Source organism: Agrobacterium sp. H141 (assembly GCF_057158725.1).
In genome coordinates, this window is sequence record NZ_CM169893.1 from 232,421 (window position 1) to 252,601 (window position 20,181).

The 20,181-nt window shown below is 55.7% G+C and carries 16 protein-coding genes and 2 pseudogenes; 11 read left to right on the forward strand and 7 right to left on the reverse strand.

Annotation, left to right across the window (positions count from 1 at the left end; all coding sequences use genetic code 11):
- Positions 1-103: 103 nt before the first annotated feature.
- Positions 104-1,243 carry an RHE_PE00001 family protein gene (locus tag ACWPM9_RS01075; protein ID WP_484756450.1) on the forward strand — a complete coding sequence of 380 codons (1,140 nt, stop codon included), beginning with the start codon at positions 104-106 and terminating at the stop codon, positions 1,241-1,243.
- Positions 1,244-1,308: 65 nt separating this feature from the next.
- Here the strand turns inward: ACWPM9_RS01075 and ACWPM9_RS01080 are convergent, their stop codons facing one another.
- Positions 1,309-2,016, reverse strand: coding sequence for a hypothetical protein (locus tag ACWPM9_RS01080; protein WP_484756451.1), 708 nt, complete (start codon positions 2,014-2,016; stop codon positions 1,309-1,311).
- Positions 2,013-5,144: an N-6 DNA methylase gene (locus ACWPM9_RS01085; protein WP_484756452.1), complete on the reverse strand. Its 3,132-nt coding sequence runs from the start codon at positions 5,142-5,144 to the stop codon at positions 2,013-2,015. Before ACWPM9_RS01085 ends, ACWPM9_RS01080 begins: the two co-directional genes overlap by 4 nt.
- On the opposite strand from ACWPM9_RS01085, the gene ACWPM9_RS01090 reads away from it, so the two are divergent.
- The gene (locus ACWPM9_RS01090) at positions 5,129-6,175 is read left to right on the forward strand and encodes a helix-turn-helix transcriptional regulator (RefSeq protein ID WP_484756453.1); all 1,047 of its coding nucleotides are present in this window, start codon (positions 5,129-5,131) and stop codon (positions 6,173-6,175) included. The genes ACWPM9_RS01085 and ACWPM9_RS01090 overlap by 16 nt on opposite strands.
- A gap of 34 nt (positions 6,176-6,209) precedes the next feature.
- Here the strand turns inward: ACWPM9_RS01090 and ACWPM9_RS01095 are convergent, their stop codons facing one another.
- Genes ACWPM9_RS01095 through ACWPM9_RS01105 form a run of 3 tightly spaced genes read right to left on the reverse strand, consistent with a single transcriptional unit; the run spans position 6,210 to position 8,999 of the window.
- Positions 6,210-6,755 (reverse strand): hypothetical protein, encoded by a 546-nt coding sequence (locus ACWPM9_RS01095; RefSeq protein ID WP_139020879.1) that lies wholly within the window; start codon positions 6,753-6,755, stop codon positions 6,210-6,212.
- On the reverse strand, positions 6,752-8,374 hold the full coding sequence (locus ACWPM9_RS01100; protein ID WP_484756454.1) for an anti-phage dCTP deaminase: 1,623 nt from the start codon (positions 8,372-8,374) through the stop codon (positions 6,752-6,754). The genes ACWPM9_RS01095 and ACWPM9_RS01100 overlap by 4 nt, the downstream gene beginning before the upstream one ends.
- 31 nt (positions 8,375-8,405) lie before the next feature.
- Positions 8,406-8,999, reverse strand: coding sequence for a hypothetical protein (locus ACWPM9_RS01105; RefSeq protein WP_484756455.1), 594 nt, complete (start codon positions 8,997-8,999; stop codon positions 8,406-8,408).
- 291 nt (positions 9,000-9,290) lie between these two features.
- Here ACWPM9_RS01105 and ACWPM9_RS01110 point away from each other — a divergent pair, with 291 nt between their 5' ends.
- From ACWPM9_RS01110 to ACWPM9_RS01135, 6 genes are all read left to right on the forward strand, one after another.
- Entirely contained in the window at positions 9,291-10,424 is a 1,134-nt protein-coding gene (locus ACWPM9_RS01110) for a radical SAM family protein (protein ID WP_484756456.1), read from the forward strand.
- Positions 10,415-11,005, forward strand: a complete 591-nt coding sequence (locus ACWPM9_RS01115) for a 3'-5' exonuclease (RefSeq protein WP_484756457.1) — start codon at positions 10,415-10,417, stop codon at positions 11,003-11,005. Before ACWPM9_RS01110 ends, ACWPM9_RS01115 begins: the two co-directional genes overlap by 10 nt.
- A complete protein-coding gene (locus ACWPM9_RS01120; protein ID WP_484756458.1) occupies positions 11,002-11,586 on the forward strand; it encodes an AAA family ATPase in 585 nt (194 codons plus the stop codon). Before ACWPM9_RS01115 ends, ACWPM9_RS01120 begins: the two co-directional genes overlap by 4 nt.
- A gap of 118 nt (positions 11,587-11,704) precedes the next feature.
- Positions 11,705-12,688, forward strand: a complete 984-nt coding sequence (locus ACWPM9_RS01125; protein ID WP_484756459.1) for a helix-turn-helix transcriptional regulator — start codon at positions 11,705-11,707, stop codon at positions 12,686-12,688.
- A gap of 740 nt (positions 12,689-13,428) precedes the next feature.
- Positions 13,429-13,779, forward strand: a complete 351-nt coding sequence (locus ACWPM9_RS01130) for a toll/interleukin-1 receptor domain-containing protein (RefSeq protein WP_003518810.1) — start codon at positions 13,429-13,431, stop codon at positions 13,777-13,779.
- A gap of 20 nt (positions 13,780-13,799) precedes the next feature.
- Positions 13,800-14,063 (forward strand): hypothetical protein, encoded by a 264-nt coding sequence (locus ACWPM9_RS01135; RefSeq protein ID WP_484756460.1) that lies wholly within the window; start codon positions 13,800-13,802, stop codon positions 14,061-14,063.
- A gap of 137 nt (positions 14,064-14,200) precedes the next feature.
- On the opposite strand, the gene ACWPM9_RS01140 is transcribed toward ACWPM9_RS01135, so the two are convergent.
- Complete coding sequence (locus tag ACWPM9_RS01140) at positions 14,201-16,564, reverse strand: hypothetical protein (RefSeq protein WP_484756461.1); 2,364 nt, start codon at positions 16,562-16,564, stop codon at positions 14,201-14,203.
- A 239-nt stretch (positions 16,565-16,803) separates the two neighbouring features.
- On the opposite strand from ACWPM9_RS01140, the pseudogene ACWPM9_RS01145 reads away from it, so the two are divergent.
- Positions 16,804-16,935 (forward strand): annotated as a pseudogene (locus ACWPM9_RS01145) (Fic family protein); the annotation flags it as partial.
- Positions 16,936-17,098: 163 nt separating this feature from the next.
- On the opposite strand, the pseudogene ACWPM9_RS01150 reads toward ACWPM9_RS01145, so the two are convergent.
- Positions 17,099-17,547: pseudogene (locus tag ACWPM9_RS01150) on the reverse strand (IS6 family transposase); the annotation flags it as partial.
- Between the two features lie 375 nt (positions 17,548-17,922).
- Between ACWPM9_RS01150 and ACWPM9_RS01155 the strand changes: the two are divergent.
- Together ACWPM9_RS01155 and ACWPM9_RS01160 are read left to right on the forward strand one after the other, a co-directional pair.
- Positions 17,923-18,516, forward strand: a complete 594-nt coding sequence (locus ACWPM9_RS01155; protein ID WP_428189230.1) for an ANTAR domain-containing response regulator — start codon at positions 17,923-17,925, stop codon at positions 18,514-18,516.
- 25 nt (positions 18,517-18,541) lie between these two features.
- A complete protein-coding gene (locus tag ACWPM9_RS01160; protein WP_484756462.1) occupies positions 18,542-19,798 on the forward strand; it encodes a CmpA/NrtA family ABC transporter substrate-binding protein in 1,257 nt (418 codons plus the stop codon).
- Positions 19,799-20,181 lie beyond the last annotated feature (383 nt).

Here is a 20,181-nt window from a genome sequence, read left to right on the forward strand (position 1 = left end):
TTTCGATAAGGGATACTTATCGATGGTTACAGTGCCAACCGGCGATCATACCATGTGAAGAACACTAACTTTCCGATAGAGTTCTTTTAACAAATCATTTACCATGATTTCAATGGCTTACGATCTCGCGAAAATCAGCATGACAGCGCTTTTGGAGCCGGCTTTTCGGGCGTGTATCGAACTGGTGCGTCTGGATGAGCGCATCGCCCGCTCGCCGGTCGGCCAGGGATGGATCGAGCGATCCCAATTCACCGATGCCTGCGCGTCGCTGTGGATCGACGGCGAACTCGTGCATCTCGAAGACCTCGTCCTGCACGACGCCACGAAGGATATTCGCACGCCTACCCATGAGCTGACGATCGCTCGCGACGTCCTGCGCACCCGCCGGCGTATCGCCGGCCAATCTCCGGATTGGGCGTTCTCTGCCGACGGCATCCGCTCGCTGCGGAAAACCTCGGAGATCGGGTCGGGCGGCGGGGACGAGGCGGAGACGGGCAGTGCCATCCGGTGCCTGGTTGCGATCGATCCGGAAGGGGAGGGGAAACAAATCGATGAAGCCGAAGGGCTTCCCGGCGTCGATTATGCCGCCATCGATGCGTTATTGGCCCGATCAGAGGCGGCAATCGAGAATGCAACAAGACCCAGCCGTGACGGCGGCCGAGAAAGAGACCCAATGATCTACGACCTCGACTGGGACGAGGATGCGCGGCTCGACGAATGGCGCAGCGTGGTGCGCCAAACCGAAAACCTGCCAGCGGCGCTGCAGGCAATCATCGCCCTCGATGCCTGGAACGAGCTGTCCGTGCTTCAGCACGCCCCCTGGCTCGGCTGGCTGTTTTGCGCATCGATCCTGCGCCACGCCGGCATCACCGCCGGCGCCCATCTCGCCGCCATCAATCGCGGCCTCAAAACCATTCCCGTCGATCGGCGCCGGCATCGGGACCAGGACACGCGGCTGATCGCCATCGCCCACGGTCTTTTGGCGGCGGCCGAGATCGGCATGAAAGAGCATGACAGGCTGACGCTGGCGAAAACGATGATGGACCGAAAGCTGGACGGGCGCCGGACGTCGTCAAAACTGCCGGAACTGGTTGAACTGGTGATGGCGAAACCGCTCGTGTCGGCCGGCATGGTGGCCAAGACGCTGGACGTAACGCCACAGGCGGCGCGGCGGATTGTTTTGGAGCTGGGGCTCAGAGAGATGACGGGGAGGGGGAGGTTTCGGGCGTGGGGAGTGCTTTGAACGAGCGAACTGCCGAATATATGCGAACTATTTTTTGACCCACACATTGGCGGATGGCTTGCATTTCAGCTTCCGGTGCTATCGCCGTCTTCCTCCGGTGCTGCGCGCGCACCGATCTGGACAAAGATGTGCGCGATGCGAATTGTTGGAGCGATAGGATCACGCTTATGCAAAGAATCAAAGGCCGCAGTGCCCGGCGCGAGTTGCGAAGGAGCGATCCGATGAGAACCATTTTCAACTTCGCATCGCAGCGGGACCGTATGAAGGTCGATCAAAGCCTCGACGTCGGTTGCCACTTCGCTGGAGCCGGGCCGGAAGAATGCCCACATGGCTCCCTCTGATGAGCGGTGGCCATAGCGTCCGTCTACGAAGCGGACCATTCCATCGACAATATACGCTTTAGCGGGACGTCCACCACCAATGACCTTGAACTCAACGACGAAGTTGGGCGTGCCAAAAAGACGCCATTCGATATCCGAACGCCCAATAATGATGCGCTTGCCGTCGGGGGCCAGATCGAAACGGCTAAGTTCGGCAAAAAATTCCCCATCGAAGGGTTGGAGGCCGGCTTCTAGTTGAGCAGTAAGGAACGCTCCCAGTCCTTCGGTAAGCTCTGGTTCGGTTCTGCTTGATAGCGGTGCACCCTTGTCGGAATAGAGCTGTTCGTATTCCTGCCAACGCGCCACTAGGTATTGCAAAACACTTGAAGAAGGCGGGCGCCGAACCAGATAGGCCCACTGTGAAACATCCTGTGAGCCCACCAACTCGGTCATGCTTGCATCCGTATCCGTGAAAGCGCCTGCAACTGTATCGCCAATTGATTGGCATCCTCGACAGCACACCGACGCATCCAAAATCGCATAACCAAAGGCTTCACCAGAAAGATTCTGTTCCCATCAATTACGGCCACATCAGGAATCGTCAAAAAACTCTCAGCTGAATAAGACGCCACCTTATTCAAGGAGGCCGACAGTTCCTCAATAATGGAATCGTCGCCGATGCGGTTCTTCTCATCGGGGCTTCCAAGCGTGATGATAGCCGCACCCAGCGGTACTGTATTGCCTGTCCACGTCCGTACTGAAATATCTCCGGAACCGCCCGTCGCGTCCCGCCATGCAAGGAGAGTGTTCGATAGTGCGTTTGCATAGTCACTTAAGTGGGCGATCGAGGGTGCTTCTCTCAGTGGCTTGGACAATGCGTTGTGGTTCAAGCTACTCGGCTGCAGCGCCGGTCCTACGAAAGTAGCCAATTCCTCAATCATCGCGATTTCGTCGTCGCTCAAAGCGAAATACTCGTAGACGAGACGATTGAGATGGTTCTGAACGGCAGACCACTGGTGCGGCTGCGCGAGAAATGGTTCAGCTTCCACGCTTGCCAGAGTCTGATCTACCTCGATCATTATAGCCCGTGCGCGCTCTCGAGCCGGGTGGCGCTCAAGCGACCAAAAAGGCCAATCTAGCGCCTCTCTGACGTGCAACTTCGGACGCTCTGAAGCGACACTTCCACTCAACAGCAACAACAACCAAAGACCCATAGGCGAACGAAGATAGACCGTCAGGAAGCGTGCGGTGAGCCGTCCGTCCACTGTGTTGGGCGCCGAGAGAACAGCGAGCGAATGCTGGTAGCTAAACAACTTTTCCGCATAAACCGCCTTCACGCCACCTTCCGGATGCGCACCATCCGTCCACAAAACACGCGGTCCCTCAAAAAGGCGCCGCTCAGGGACGCGTGCGATCTGGTCGAGCGGGAACGGAATCAGACTTTCGGCGGCAACAAATGGAACATCCCGAGGCAGCGCAGTTGCTGAAAGGAACCCGGATTTCGCCATCCATTCAGGGACATCAGTATACCAAGTTTCTGGTGGCCTACGGCGGTCCTCGTCGCGGGCGTGGAATCCCTTGGCGTCCATCCAGCCTGATTTTATGAGATCTTTGATGCTCCCACGCCGCTTCAGTCGTTGCAGCAGCGCGACATCGGGGCTTGATCCCCAATAGCGCATTGTCAACTGACTTTCGTCACCCAAAAGAGCGGCGGCAGGCAATTGCGTCCGGTCACCGCCATGAATGGCTAGCCGACCGAATGCGAGAGCGATGTCAGTCTTAGGCGTCCAATACTCAAAGTTCTCCCGCTCTACGGTTTGAAAGCGCTCAGATCGGTCACGTACTGATGCGATTAGAACGATAAAGGGATGAACCGCGTCGGCAAATATAAGCCGACGCATATCCGAGAAGTTGATTATTTTCTCAATTGTGTACCGGCCTAGCAGATGTCCACGGAAGTCGCGCTGGGTGGCGTCGCCGGACACGAATGGTGTCACGGGAAGGATCAGCGCCACCCGGCCGCCTTCCATCAGCGTATCAGCTGCGCCAAGTGCGAAGGCTGCGGCTATCTGGCGTTTAGGCACGTGTGGGGTTGGCTTTTCCTGCCTGTTGCGCCAATCCTCTACGGCTAAGGATGCAGGCTCTCCAGGTCGCAGTTCACGCCATGGAGGGTTGGACAGGAAGATCGTATAGCGCTCGCGATTGAATGTTTCACTGTCTCGGCCAAAGAAGTCGCCGTTAGCGCCGCGCCTTATGTTTTCACCGAGTGGTGGGAGCTTATGGCCGCCGCGCCGCAACACAGACAGATCCCGAGGATTGAGATCTGCCAGGAGCGCGAGATAGAGACTAAATGCCGTGAGCTGACAAGCGTCGTCGTCGACATCGCCCCCGAATATGTGGTCAAGCAACAGTTTCTGCCGCGCTTTAAAATCTACTTCCGCGGGCCGCCCTTCTCGAGCATTGCGTATCTCGGAAGCGCGTATGATCTTTCTAAACGCCGCAGTCAGCAACATGCCTGATCCGCATGCCCCGTCGAAAATTCTCTCCTTCAACACATCGCGATCGCTGACCGCAAGGTCAACGACCCAGTCAGCTAGCAGTTTGGGCGTGTAATAGGCGCCCTGCTTCCTCTTAGATCGGTCTGATGAGGGAGCATCCGACGCTTCGTCTTTCGAGGATAGAAACGTTTCGTAGATACTTGCAATCAACTCGATTGGGATCTGGCTAAAATCATAACGCCAAAAGCTTGCTTGTCCGGTGCGCAGCGATGTTCGGCTGAGGAATTGCTCAATCCATTCGAAAGCTTCATCGGAGAGGTTCTCCCACCCTGGTTCACCGTCTGCTGAGGAGAGAAAGTCACCGTTGAAATCGCCACGTAGTTTTCTGATGAGGTGACGAAGACTGGACCGGTCGCGGTCAGCGACGATTTCAAAAAGCGGGCGGACCTTGCGAAGTTCCCTGTAGGTTTCTCCAATAATAGAGCGATCTTCCAGATAGGTAATGAAGATCAGACGAGCAACTAATCTTCGGGCAGCTGCAGGCTCCTGGCCACAGCCCGCCAGCTTCCCGACCAGCATAAGAATGTTGTCTAATAGTATCTTGTCAACGCGCTTGTGCGGATCGAACCAGTGGTCGCGGCTGCGAAGAGCTTCGCCATTGAGGAGGCCTGCAATCGACCAAGTTTCGGCGGCGTCTTTGCGGTCTGAAAGATTATAGCGATGAGGTTCGGCGTCTGGATTGTCGACTGACCACGCTTCCAACCAATCAACATTGGTTACCATCACAACACGGGCAAGATTCTGGTTCCAAAGGCGCTCACAAAACGCGCGCAACTGATGGCGACGTTCGTTGGCTTCTTTACTGAGGCGCTCACAATCCACCAAGCATACCGTCGGCACTCGATCGATGCACACGACCGCGTCACAGGATGAGCCGCCATTCGTTTCGAAGATTGCCCTTAATTCAGGCGCGAACGGATGCATGTCGACGGCAGGGTCACCTTCCCGCACCATCGCTCCGCTGACCCTGGCATAGCCCAGATCTGCCAGCCAAGGTCCGGTCAAGTTTGCAGCTTTATCCATCGCCTCACGTCTTACGTGCGCATCAAGCAAGCGCCAATATCCTTAAAAAAATGATAGACAGTTTTAAACTATTTGTCATTATAAAATCGATGGTCAATCTAAGTCGAAAATCAACGATTTCGCAGACGCGGTCCAGTCGGGGTCGGCCCCGTAAAGAGCAGGGCGCGCCGCCCGCTGCTGAACAGTTGCGCCGGCTCCACTTCATTGAAAAGGCGGCGCTCTGGACCGGTCAGATTGGCCGGCGCGCGGTGGCGGCAACTTTTGATGTCAGCGTTAGCCATGTCACCTTGGATTTTCAGCGATACCGAGAAATGGCGCCGGCCAACCTCGTTTACGATGTGGTTGAGAAGTGTTTCCGCGCCAGCGAGTCATTTGCCCCGGTATTCGGCAGTGATACAGACACAACCTTGGATATGCTTGCCGCTACCGCGACCCTGGCAGAGGGTGAGCGGGCGCGGCTCCTAGGGTTCACTCCGTCAGTTGAGATCGTCCAAGGCCTGTCGGCAACGATCGATCGGGACCTGCTTGCCACTGTGTGTCGTGCACTTACCGCGGGGCGGGCGATTGCTGTCAGCTACCAATCGATGAAAACGCCACATTCGGTTGAGCGTCTGTTCTGGCCATCTGCACTAATTTATACAGGACATCGCTGGCTGGTAAGAGGATGGGATGAGCGTCATACGGCGTTTCGAGATCTAGCGATTGCCCGCATTCTTGGTGCAACACAGGTAGATGCACCCACGGTACCGCCGCGTGACGACAAATGGCATAATTGCGTAAAGGTGGTTATCGGTCTCGCCAAACATCTGTCGGACGGCCAGGCCGAGATAACGGCACGGGAATTTGGTATGTCCAACACGAAGATGGGCTTCACGGTCGAAATCTACCCCCGTCAGGCGATGGTCCCATATATACTTGATCATATGCGCTTAAGGCCCTCGGATGCCGCCGTGACAAATCTTCCCTTGAGGGTTTTAAATTTTCCTGACGTGAAAAAGCATGACCGCAGTGGCATCGGCGGGCAGGCCTAACTCAGGCCTGGGAATTACCTTAAATTGTCGCCAACTACAAAATCTCTTCAATATGCCAATCGGTTTTCGCGGACTCTGAGAGCCGGCGGTTAAGGTAGGTCCTTAGCCACTTCGCATGCATAGATTCAGGGAGCAGGATCAGGATGCAATCCTCTGGTCGTTCGAGAATCTCGTGATGAAGCCTTTGAGAAAGGGTTCCACGGTCGAGCATAAAGTCCGCCGAGTTAAACTCGTGCCAAGGTAGGCTCGCTGTCGTATAAAATGCTTCAAAGTGGGAGAAATGCGCAAAGATATGACTGCGATTTGTACCCGGAAGGTCGAATCTGATCGCGTGTCGCATGTCCAGAACGACCTTGGGTCTGAGGTTGCTAACGAGCTCTGCAAACCTCTGGCCGTGCATATTGTTCATCGGCACAAGCATAACACGCTTTTCTTCGTGCGAGCCATCTAGGTTGAACTTAAGCTGCTCGCCCTTGACGACGCGCCGCTTACCCACAGTCGCTCGTGGCGATGACTCCGCTGTCGCCACCGGCCCAGGCAAAATATCGACTAAACGAATGTGAGGTGGCCGTTTATTCACTTTGTCAACACCGCTTCCAGTTCAGGATATCCTAACGTCAAAGAGGACCATTCGTCACCCCATTCGGGAGGCTCCATCTTAAATTCGCCAGTCTCCTTATCTTTTAAACGCCAGGTTTTCTCAAACGCTCGCAGGTAGAGCCGTGGCGCGACACCGACAAATGGCTTGAAAAGAACTTTGCCCGGCGTCGCATCTTCCGTACGTTTCGACTTGCGCTCTTCCGCCATCGATTGTCGATCGGGCGGCGACCACTTTGACTCATCGATTTCGATAGCGTCGCTGTGGAGGCTCGTCGCAAGGCTCTTTGGATACGGTTCGATGTACTGCACTTCATAGACGCCCGCGCTTACGATGTGACGCGCGCAGTAATGACATGGAAAGGTTGTCACAAATAGGCGTGTTCCAACGGTCGAAACCCCTTCCCGGCCAGCCGATAGAAGAGCGTCCATCTCTGCATGGACCGCTCGTGAAAACTCAATGAGGCCGCCAACCGAGGTTCGCCGGAGATCCGCTGCTAATTGCTTCCTGTCCACCACAGCGGCCAATTGCGGAATGGCCGAAATTAGCTCTTCGATGATCCTATTTTGCTCCCGGTTGCTGCTACAATATTTCGTCGCACGGAATACGCATCTTTCGTCATGAAGCCTATTGCTAGCACCGCCTACTTCGCCATAAACGCCACCGCCAGCCGCTGGTACCTCGTTGGCTCCAGTCGCAACGACCGTGCCATCTCCGTCCAGTAAGGCCGCGCCGACCTGACGTGACATGCAAGCGCTACGCACTCTGGCCGAATGGGCGTGGTGCATCGCCGTCTCCTCTATCGAGGGCCGGACGACCTTCGAATGCGAGATTATATCCACCAAACGCCCGCACATATCATCCAATAGACGTTGTTTGTCCTCGCTATCCTGCGCGGTGTTGTCGACAAAGAAATCTGCTTCGTAAAATGCCTCAGTGACGTGCTGTCCGTGTTTTCTGGTAATATCGTCGGCATCTCGTTTAACAAATTCGTTCACACGTGCAACATTGTCATTCTTTAGGGCTTCTGGTTTGGTGAAATACTTCCCCAGTATCCTCTCAGTGCGCTCTTTTTCCTCGCAGACGACAGCAACAAGCGCAAAAGAATTGCCGTAGGTACGCCTCAGGAGGTTGACTTCGGCGGGATGTCGAATTGAATCAATCAGATAAATCCGTTTTGCGTCGTCGGGTAAAACAGCCTCGCCCTGCACGTATGTGACGTTACGAGCATCGGCACGCTTGCGAGCGATTTCGCGCATCACTTGGCGAGCGACTGCTGCCGGATCCCGACTCCTGATCTCATCGCCAAGGTCCTGCAGGCGTTCGACGACAGTTAGCGTTTTCTCCAAGGGGAGATTGTTCGATAAATTGTTGCCCGTCGCCCACTGTCGTATTAACTGGCTCGCCTTGATAGTCTCGCATTTATAGCCTGCCTCTTCTCCCACTCTGGTGAGTGAGCTAATCACCCGTGATCCGCCCGCACCTACTGGACCAACAACTGCGAAGAAGAGCTCTCGTGAGCGAGAGCGGCGAAGGATATCGACAGCGGCATCATTAGCCGGCTGGCCGTCTCCGAAGATTGCGGCTGTAACATTGCTCATCAAGATGGATCCTGTGCAGCGAGAGGAGTCGTCAACGGAGGGCAGCAGTCATGGCGGCATAACCGATCTCCGTGGGCGCGGCGGCGATGTATGCCTCCATCAACGCGGGATTCTTGCTCCTCGCCTGCATGATCAGATGCTCCTCTTCCTTATGTCTCGCAATTGCCCCAAGATCTGGGTCAGAAAGCAAGCGGTGCGCGGCAATGAGATAAGCTCCCGTCCGTTCGGTATGGTACGTGTAAGTCAACGCTCCTGGCCGAAGAACCTGATCTAAAACAATTAAATCTCCAGGTTTAGTTGCATCGGGATTTGCCATGACGTGCAGGTTCAAATCGATTTTTTTACCATTGTAGTCCAGCCAGGCATGCGAGATCATAATATCGTCGGTCCCATCGTTAACATAGCCCACGACGACTTCCGTAGAGATACGATGGGTCTCCATGAGAAAGCGATGAAGCGTCATGGAAACTTGGTAGCAGCCACCAGTAAAGTGGTTTGGAAGGATAAACCCGTCGAAAAGTCGTATAGCGGTTTCTGCAACAACACGAGCTTCAGGATCGCACCTGCCTAAAAGAGCTTGCTTCGCCATTTTATAGGATTCGAGGCGTTGTTTTGATTGTCCCATTTCCCCCCCCCTTGCAATACTGGTAGTTGTCTATCGACAAACTAGCTTGCACGTCTGGTTTCTAGAGTCATCCTGACATCGAATTTTGGCGGCGTTTGCGAACACCTTTTTACAATCGATGGTTTGCACGCCGATTAAATGAGCTCCACTTAACTCTCCGCCCCACACGTGACGCTCTGAACGTAGTCACCGTATCAGGCCTGTCGCTTCGGGGTGAAATATTCCCCAGTGGACTTGTCCAACTCGGCAAGGTGAGCCAATGTGGGGTTGTAGCGCAGGTGGGAGGAACAGATGGCTTCAATCAGTACCGTGCGCGGCAAAACAGTGCATCGCGCTCCGCCGAACCTTCCAGACAGCCTCAGAAATTTCATCGATTATCGAAAGTCAGGTCTAAGCCTCAACCATATCGTTGGTTGTCCGCTGGATTGCGGCTATTGTGTTCGTCACCTATTCGACAATTTTGAGATGAAGCGTCCCCATTTGGTCGTTGACGATTATGTGGCTGTCGAAGTTCTCCTCGATCATTGGGCATTCCGAGCGCATCGAACCCCCATTCAGATATTCAATCGCGCCACCGACCCGTTTCTTCCGGGCGTAAAGGATCATCTCTTCCGGACGCTAGAGGCATTGGACAGCCGTGGCCTTTCGAACCCGGTGCTCGTCATCACACGATGGAAGGTGACGTCGGCCGACGTCGAACGACTTGAGGCGCTGTCGAACATAAAGCTGACAATCCTCGTTACGTGGTCGGGGATTGACGATGACAGGGTCGAGCCGGTGTCTTCCGCCATCGCCGAACGCACCCTCGAAGTGCTTGCTTGCAATGCTGTGCGCACCAAAAAGATCTTGTACTGGCGGCCGATCATCTCTGGCCTGAACGACTCGGACGCCCATATGGCTAGGGCTCGCAAACTTGCGGATCTGGCCGACGCCACCGTATTTACGGGCCTCTTTTATCGTGAGGAAATCCGCGAATATTTTCGTTTGGCGGGTGTCCCTGACCTTTACGAGGACGTAGCGCGGCGCAAAATCTTGCCAAGCGAAACCGAAAAGCGCGTCCTCGCAAGTTTCAGCGGTTCCCCCCTGTTCAGGAAGACGTCTTGCGGGGTAGCCTTTGCGCATGGAGTGGCCGACTACAACGGTCACTACGGCATCAGTGAGATCTGCGGTATTTGTCCCGAAACACAGCATAATATTTGCAGGGCGTGCCACAGACGGCCAAGCTTGGAAGAGACTCAAAAAATTGCGGAAATCGTATCGCTTGCGACGGATACAATTGCGATCTCGGACCGATGTGTTGAAGTCGATGGAAGTAGCGAACACCAGCGCTACTTCATGCAGCACGCCCTAAATTATCAGGTCCATGATCGTGCCCAGCCTCACCTGCGTGACCGGCATGGGCGAGCGGAGATTGGATGGAAATGAACTGGGAAAAAGTTTGGGTCATTGATGTCGAAGGTAACGGTGCCACCCCGGCTGAAATCGTCGAACTCGCTTTGCTGGAGCTGGTTGACCTTGAGCCGAGCGGGCGTGCCTTCCACTGGTTACTTAAACCACAGGAACCCATCAGCCCGACGGTGACGCGTATCCACGGCATAACTGACGCAGATGTAGCAGAAGCACCAATTATCGACGACATTGCGGACGACATTCTCAGATGGACTGATCAGGCCGTGATTGTCGGGCACAACGTCCGCGTCGAACTCGACATTATTAAACGGTCGATCACCGACTGGAAGCCATCCGCGGCAATAGATACGTTGAAGCTTGCCCGCGCATTACGGCCGGGGTTGGAATCTTACAGCCTTGAGAAGCTGGGTGTAGCTCTAAACTTGACTTCGACCGCAGAGCGTCAGACGGGTCTGAAGCACCACTCGGCGCAATTCGATGTCGCGTTGACTGCGCTCGTTTTCAACAAGCTCCTCACGCCCCTTGATCCTGGCGCACGCGCGTCGCGCGTAAGGGAGGCCGACATTCTTTTCATTGCTCAGGAGAGCTTTTTATGACGGTAAAGGTTGGATTGGCCGGCACGCATTCGACAGGCAAGTCGACATTTCTTGATGCGTTGAATGTGCGCCTGACAAACGACGGTGTACGCGTGGGTCGGATCGGAGACCTTGCAACTGCAGCCAGGGCTCGTGGTTTTCCAATTTTGACCCAACACAATTTCGAAAGCACGCTTTGGATTATGGCAGAGGGTATGAGACAGGAAGCGGAAGCTACTTTGACGAGCGACGTTATACTAGTAGATCGGCCGGTTTTCGACGCGCTCGGATATCTTTACGCAGCATTGCAGATATCCGGTAGGGCTTTGCCAGAGCCTAAAATTGATGAGTTGCGCAGGATCGCGGAAGCCTGTGCAATTGATTACGATATCGTTATTTTGACTGAACTTGATGATAGCGTTGGTCTGGGCGAGGGACGTGATGAAAATCACGCATTTCGGGTCGCCGCTGGGGAGCAAATTGCCGCTATCGCACAGGCTAGCGGACTCACTCCGCTCGCCCTCACGACTTCTAATTCAGGGAAAATGCTGGAAGTAGTTCATAAGAAGATATTGACCAGCCTTGGGCGTGCGCTTCAATAGTTCGCACAGCCTCCCTCTGACGCAATCCGCGAAAGAATTCCATCTCGACAGATTGAAAATTCATCCATAGCGTATGTGGGTGTCAATATCTGACATAGTCAGCGGCCCAGGATTTTTCATGTCGTTCTCCAAGTCTCAGGACCTGATCAGGTTGGCGCGGCTGGCAGCCACGCGGCGTACTGGGATCAGCCTTGATGAAATCTGCGAGCAGTTCACCGTCTCGCATCGAACAGCGCAACGTATGACTGATGCGCTGGAGTCGTTATTCACCAATGTCGAGGCGATCGATGGCCCGGACCGTCGACGGCGTTGGCGTGTCGCTGACCCGATGCTCAACCGTCTCCAAATCCGTCAAGAAACGGCAATTGAGGCTTTGGAGATCGCGAACCGGGCGGCGAGGGTCGATGGCCGGTTGCGCCACGCTGCTGCACTTGAAGATTTGCGCGACGGATTGTTGGCGCGGCTGACACCCAAAGACGCTTTGCGCACAGAAGCCGATGTCGAAGCGGTTCTGTTGGCTATGGGATCGGTCACACGCCCAGGACCGCGTGTTAACATGGTGCCCACTGTCTTAGATGCGGTGATAGAGGGGCTGCGCGGTCCGTTCAGGCTACGGCTACGCTATGGAACCGCGGACGCGCCAGAACGGATCGTCGAGCCCCACGGTCTATTGCTAGGGCATCGAACTTATCTCGTGGCGCGTCAGCCCGCTCGCGGCGACGATATGCGGAATTTCCGTATGGACCGGATACTAAGCGCGCATACCTTAGATGAGAGCTTCAGCCTCTTGCCCGGCTTTTCGCTGGAGGAGTACGCGGCCCAGTCGTTTGGCGTCTATCAGAACCCCAAGCAGTATGACGACGTCATCTGGCGTTTCGCTCCGCAGGCCGCAGCGAGGGCGGCTGAGTTCTGCTTTCATCCGAAACAGACCGTTGAAGAGGAGGAGGACGGTAGCCTTATTGTCCGATTTCGTGCGGCGGGCTGGCTGGAAATGGTGTGGCATCTTTATTCATGGGGAGATGCGGTCGAGGTAATTGCTCCGGCGGGGCTGCGCAGAATGGTTGAACATCACCGCAGAAGCGACTTCGAGGCCTTTCCATAACGGATTTCTAACGCAAAACGTAAGCGCCGACCGACCTTATTTATTCTGGGTCGGAGTATGTCAGCTTTTGACACCCCCATCGATGTATTGTCGGAACAGCCCGATTCCCAGGGGTGTTCGATGAGGAGAGAATAATGTCGAAAGGTAAGGCAAGCGGAAGCAATTTTCGCAGTGCAATCAGTGGGCGGTTTTTGACTGCCAAACATGGACACGCAACCCCGCGAACGACGGTTCGAGAAGCCAAGGGCGGGGGGAGCACCGGGGGTACATATAGGAGTGCCATTTCTGGTCGGTTCGTGACGACCAAATACGGCAAGTCACACCCGCGCACAACGATCAAGGACAGCTGAACGCAGCATCCCTTTTAAGAGAAAGTAATTCTGATGGTTCAATGTACAGCACCTAGAGAGGGGCATCGCTCGGCAAGTGCGGCAGCAAATTGCCCGGCATGTCGTGGCCGCAGCCGTTATAGTGGCTACAGTAGTTATAGCAGCTACAATAGCGGTTATGGGGCATCCTCTATTTCACCGTCTTATCGCTCCCCGTCAGGAACCACTGGCGGTGGGTCTAGTAGGGTACGGGCAAAATGGTCCAAAGCCGGTTCGTCCGTATTATACACACCTACTGAAGTGCGTGCCCTCACGCCAATCCGCCAGACTGTCGAAAAACGAGCGGAACTACCGGATCTCCGGGATGTATTCCTGTGTCATGCTTGGGATGACCGGCAGGGGGATGCAAAGGTGCTGCACGATCTGCTCGAAGCGCGTGGCGTAACGGTGTGGTTCAGCGAAAAGGACGTTGCCCTCGGTACGTCGTTGCTTCGCGAAATCGACAAGGGATTGGCAAAGTCCCGTGTCGGGATCGTGCTTGTCACGCCCGCATTGCTGCGCCGTCTTCCAGCAGCAGGTGTTGCCGACAAAGAGCTCTCTGCACTATTGGCGACCGAACAGCTCGTACCGATCGTCCATGACACAACGTACGAAGCTCTCCGCAACGTCAGCCCCCTGCTGGCCTCCCGAAGCGGCTTGAGCACCGAAGATGATACTTTGACCGTTGTGGCAGACAAGCTCGCTGAGCTTGTTGCGAGCTAGATTAATTTAAGGATGTGCCGATGTTGAAAACCGATACCCGCCAGGCTAATTGGCGCCGTGCCAATCCGGCCAAGTATAATGCACACCTTGCCGTGCAGCGGGCGGTTAATGCAGGTGATCTGGAAAGGCAAACATGTGAGGTCTGTGGGATTGAAGCGGTCGATGCTCATCACGATCGATACGACGAACCCCTAAAAGTACGTTGGCTGTGCCGGTTGCATCATACTCGCCTTCATCACCGTGGCGAAGATATGTTCCCTATTAGACGCCAGGATAATCGCTGACGAAGATAATCAATCATCCCAAGCGGTTGGGTTTTTAATGAGCGGGTCGTGGGTTCACATCCGTTCAAGGCGAAGACGAGGACGCTCGGCCCAGATACAACAGTCCTGAGTATCCGAGCCGAGCATCTCATTCGATCCTACGCAGCTTCCCAAACCCGATTGAGGATCTTTGCGGCCAGCGCGGCTTTGTCTTGCGGAAGGAAGCGACCGTAGTGCTGCTGAACTACATCGGGTGTATCCTGAATTGCGTAGCTCGCCTGCTCGTAGGATCCGGTCTGCTTCAGAATATGCGTCGCGAGAATATCCCGCAGGTTATGGGGGCCATGCGGCAACAAGCCTTTGATGGCACCACGCCCGGTGTAAGGGTTGTAAATTCCATAGCGTTGGATGACTGTCCTCCAAGCTTCGTAGAACGTGGTCGAGTTGTAAGCTGCATCGGTGCTGTTGGTCTTCACCGTTTTGACGAACAGCGTTCCGGGGTCTCTGGCGCCTCCAAGAAGGACACCACGATGACGGTCGATATAGGCATCGAGATATTGGTAGAGGTCGAGCAGGTCCGGCAATATCAGCCGAAATGGTTTCTGTCCGAAGAAGGATGAACCGGAGTTTTTGAATGCGACCGACGGGATAAGGACCTCCCACCCTTGGTCGCGATCACTCCAGCGCAGCTCACCGCATTTCAAATCCTCCAGCCGGCGCTCTGACGTCGGATAGTGTCCGCGGGGGCAGACACGAAGTTGGCGAAGGTTCTTTTGCCTGAGCCCAAGGTGCAGTCCCAGGCGAAGCAACAGGAATGATCTAACGGCCTCGGCGGCCGGTCGGGGATATCTGGCCTCATCCGGCATACGTCTCACGATCTCGTCCGTGATTTTGCGATATTCCGCCAGCGGGCTGTCCGCTTCGAGTACGCACATGATCGGTTCAAATGGATCGCGATGCACGCGCATCACGCGCTGGATCTCCTTGGAACGGTTAGCGGCATGTCGGTGAAACGCATCGCAGGCGCCATGCCAATCGCGAGCCGCGAAATCGATTTCTTCCTGCTCAATCAGGCCCGCAATTGGCCTGACATTCCGAAGCAGCTCCGGATGCTGCCGGATCCAACCGACTTCCGCGCGAGATAGGGCTTGGGCGACCATCAGCATGTCCTCTTCCCACTTGGTGTAGAAGCCACGTCGCTGCTCTCGCCACTGCAGATACCAGTCCCAAACACCGGGAAAGACGAGAAGGCCGAAGCTCAACCGGCTGAGTGGCACACCAAAACCCTTCACGACACCGTTTGGCGAGGCAGCAAGCGCACCAAACATCAAACCGAGGTGCTCAATCTTCTGGGAGGCCGTTTCTTCACCCCAGACGCCGTTCCGTTGGAACCCAATCGCCGTCAGCGTCGAAGTCTTGAAGCGGATGAGATCAGCCATTTCCATGGCAAGTCTCGGCGGTGCGTAGATAACGCCAGAGAGCAGATCAGGATCATCAAGTTCTGCGGCAACGTTCTGATTGGCGCCGACCGCCGAGGCCAACGATCGAGAGGAAAGAAAGCTGCTGCCATAGGTGACGCCGGGAAAGCGGATGGCATATCGCTGCTTGCTGGCCGCCGCCTGATAGCGGCGATATTCCGTAGAGCCGGAAATGATCACCCGGCGCACCCAATCGAGGATCTCCTCGCGCTTGGTAAAGGGCAGGCTGTTGAAGTCCTCGGGTAGGTGTAATGAAATCCGTCGACGCTCAGATGGGCTGATGTCTCCGAGATCGTGACCATAAAGCGAGCGCGCCTGATGCGGCAGTTTCTCTTTGAAATATCCTTCTGCAAGCCGATAGCGTCGCTCGATGCGGCGGAGAATATTGAAACTGGCAACGGATCGAGGCACACGCTCTCCCTGGATCCAGGATAGCAGCGTCTTATTGTCGAAGGTTTCATTCAGATGAGCAACGGCGCGGTAAAGCTGCCAATAGGTTTCGCCGAACCGACGCATATGATGAACCAATGCATCTTGAAAGCTTACCGGGTCCTCTGTCGCGTCGAATAGTGGTTCCGGGAAAGGGCTGATCGGTTTTGGAGCAGGCCCACCTGGCGCCGATTCAGATGGGAAAACGATGCCATCGGCCGTTGCACGTCGCGGCTTTCTGGTTGAAGGCGCGGAGGCTGCTTTTTTGGTGGGCGCCATTTTGTCCGGGCTAGCGGTCGGATTTGGTGGCCGTTGTTCTTCGACTGCTGGCGGTCCGTCTAGCCAACGGATGATTGCGTCCAGGCCTGGCTGGAGCTGCTTTTTCAGTCCTGCAGTCAGCTCAGCTTCGACATCGCAGACCTGGCCTGTAGCCGTCCAGTCGAGTTGGCCGCTCCTGAGCGGGGGCGATCTCCGATAGATGATCAAGCTCATCAGGAAGGGCCGGATGTTCTCCAGCACCCGCTTGGATGTGATCGGCGCGATACGCAGTTCGCAGAATTGGGATATTTTTCGCTGAAAATGACGTGATGAAAGATCGTGTTTGGGCATGCTCATTCCGTTTCCCTAGGCAACAGTGCCGAGGGCGAGCGGAAATATGAGGCGTGCTTTAACAAAGCATGTATCGGGCGTGTCACTTCTGATGGCACCCGTTCATCGTATTAGACACCAATGTCGCCTGGAACAAAGCCCAAGAGCTCAAGTCGGCGCGTTAATTAAGCGCGCTTATCTAAGTCTGTCGATTAATTAAATGAAATGCGTCTTGCTTAAATAAGGCGCGGGGCTGATATTTGGTTATGTCTGATTCCCAATCCAAAAACCGCCTGGGTCGTTTCGTCGAGACGGTCGCTGCCAGTGAAACAGTGCGGGCGTTTGTACCCCCGCCATTGCCGCCCGAGCCGGCAATTGATGTGCTTTCATTGCTAGAGCCGTTCATTTCTAAATGGAATCAGTTCTGTTGGCTCAAACGGAGTCGGATGGCCGGTCGATCAGGCGGCCCGTTTCAGCCAACCCGAAGGGCCGGGCATCTTTCCGCCGAGATCAGCGGCGATCGGCTCGCACATACATTTAGATTCGCCAGAGTAGGGCGTGACCATCTGTCCCGATCTTCCCCGGTGACAGGAGCGGTTCATCTTTGAGCATCTTGCGAAAGAAGCGCTTAGCAGCGTCGAGATCGCGCTTTGCTGTGAGCAAGAAGTCGATCGGGTTTCCGTACTTGTCGATGGCGCGGTACAGGTATCGCCACTTGCCCCGGATCTTGACGTAGGCCTCGTCAATCCTGACTGAGCCACAATGCGGTCGGCGAAATTGGCGCAGTCGCTTTTCGATCACAGGCGCATAGGCTAGGATCCACCTATCGATGGTGCTGTGGTCGACCTCGAAGTCGCGCTCGCGGAACATCTCCTCGATATCTCGATAGCTGAGCGGTGACGCAATTACCAGGTCACCGCCTGCACGATCAGCCACGCTTCGAAATGCCGCCCCTTGAAATCGTCATTCGACTGGCGCTTCAACTTCTCGGCAATGGCATTCAGAATCATGGCTACGCTCCGCTACATCGGGAGCGAAATTTCCACCGCTGTGGTCAACAGCACGTCAACCACAAAAATTTGCAACAGGCCCCTCTCGCCTCATCCTCTCGATGGCATCGGGAATTGCTTCACCATCTGGAATACTCCTCCACCTTCCGAACAGTTCGGCGTTGTCATACCATCTGCAGAGATCGGTCGAGATATCTGGCGTGAGAATTGCATGTCTCCAGGAAGATGTAAGTGGGAGACCGCATTGTCCGTACACACGACCACTCATGCAGTTGCAGGGAAGCCACGGCGCGTTTTGGGCGAAGCAGTGGATCCAGTGAGATGTCTGAGCATCACGCGGCTCTCGTTGTTGTGTGTGGCAACCGCGGCGTGAACATGTCAAAATCCTCCACCGACCTAACGATCCTTGTCATTGACGAAAATGCCATTCGGGCCTCGATCATCGAAGAGGGGCTGAACGAAGCCGGGCATATGAAAGTCCGGGTGATCCATGAAATGCAGGGTGTCGCGCGGCTGGTCGAGACGATGGATCCTGATGTCATCATCATCGACATTGAAAACCCCAATCGTGACATGATGGAGCATATGTTCCAGCTTACCCGCATGATCTCGCGGCCGATCGCGATGTTTGTTGATCGCTCGGACACCGCCGCAATCGAGGCTGCCGTCGATGCCGGCGTGTCGGCCTATGTGGTTGATGGGCTGAAGAAAGAGCGGATCAAGCCTATCCTCGACATGGCGGTCAGCCGCTTCAATGCCTTTAGCCGCCTTCAGCGAGAACTGGTCGAAGCGCGCAATGCGCTTGAGGAACGGAAGGTCATCGAGCGCGCAAAGGGCATCCTGATGAAAATGCGGGGCTTGAGCGAGGAGCAGGCTTTCGCTCTGCTTCGACAGACCGCAATGAATGAGAAGAAGAAGCTGGCCGACATCGCCCAAAGCGTCGTGACGGCTGCGGGACTGCTGCTGTGAGCGCGGCATGGATCGGAGAATACTGGTGAGCGATATGGTTTCAACCCAATCCGGCGACACTGCCATCCATGCGCCAGCGTCTGTGCGTGGCAAGGAGCAGAGGACACTCAGGGCAGGCTACATCCCGCTGATGGATGCCGCGATCCTGATCGTCGCGGCGGAGCTTGGCTTCGCTGAAAGGGAGGGATTGCGCCTCGAACTGGTCAGGGATGTGACCTGGGCCAATGTTCGCGATCGGCTTGCCTTCCGCCAGTTCGACATTGCGCATATGCTTTCGCCGATGCCCGTCGCATCCATGCTCGAGCTTGGATCCAATCCCTCGCCGACCATCGCGCCCTTTTGCCTCGGTCGTGGTGGCAATGCCATCACGCTTTCGGCACGCATCTTCGAACGGATGAAGTCTTTGACGGGGCTGGCCGATGACGCGGATGCGCTTGCCAATGCAAAGGCTCTGGCGGCCTTGCTTGCCGATATGCGGGCGCGCGGCGAGACGGTACCTACACTCGGGATGACCTATCCCTTCTCCTCGCATAACTATGAGTTCCGCTACTGGCTGGCGGCTGGCGGCATCGATCCGGACCGGGACGTGAAGCTTGTGGTGGTTCCGCCACCGCTGACTTCGGATGCGCTCGCGGCCGGCGCGATCGATGGGTTCTGCGTCGGGGCGCCCTGGAACATGATTGCGTCGGAACGAGGCACGGGAAGGATCGTTGCGGCCAAGCAGGATATCTGGCCGCTGGCACCGGAGAAGGTGCTCGGCATGCGCCCCGACTGGGCCGATGCCAATGCCGACACGGTCTCCCGTCTGATCGTTGCACTTGATCGGGCGGCGCGCTGGTGCGATGACCCCGCTCACCACAACGAGCTTGCCGAGATCCTGAGCGGGCCGGAATACATCGCAGCGCCAACCAGCATCATTCGCCGCGTATTGAATGGTGAGTTCAGTCTCGATGCGCAGGGCACGAAACGCGTCGTCCCGGATTATTTCCTCTTCCATCGCGGGGCCGCCAACCATCCGAGGCCAGATCAGGCAAGTTGGATTTACAGCCAGATGCTTCGCTGGGGCCAGGCGGACTTCAGCGTTGAAGGCATGACAAATGCGCGGAGCGCTTTTCGGCCGGACCTATATCTGGAAGCGCTGGGACAGGGCGCCGCCTTGCCGGACGAGGCGAGGGAGAAGGGCGATGGCGGCTATGAGGGTTTCATGGATGGCAAGCGCTTTGATCCGGATGATGTCCAGGCTTACGTCGAGCGATTTCCGGTCCGATCAAGCTTATCGTAGAGGCCGAGGATTTCGGATAGCTGACGCGCTGCGGTGCACAAACTTGAGGCATTTGCACCGAAAGTCAGGCCTTCGAACGAGCAGGCTGATCTTATGGCCGTCGAGAGGCGGTCGCATCTCCGGTTAAAACAGCGCTTGTTTTTCACAGGCTTAACCACCGCCAGGTGAAACTGGCACGGCCTTTGCTTTACTACCGATGTCCACGGTCAACGGTGATCGAGGGACGGATGAGCGCCTTAAAGGCGCAGATAACCATCAGACAATGACGTCGCAGGCTTCTTGCTGTCCGGCTCCTCCCGCCAGGACCCCGCAGGAAAGCACGCGGCGTTTTTTCGTTTTTCCGAATGTCACCGTCAATAAAGCTAATCAGGGGAACGCTATGA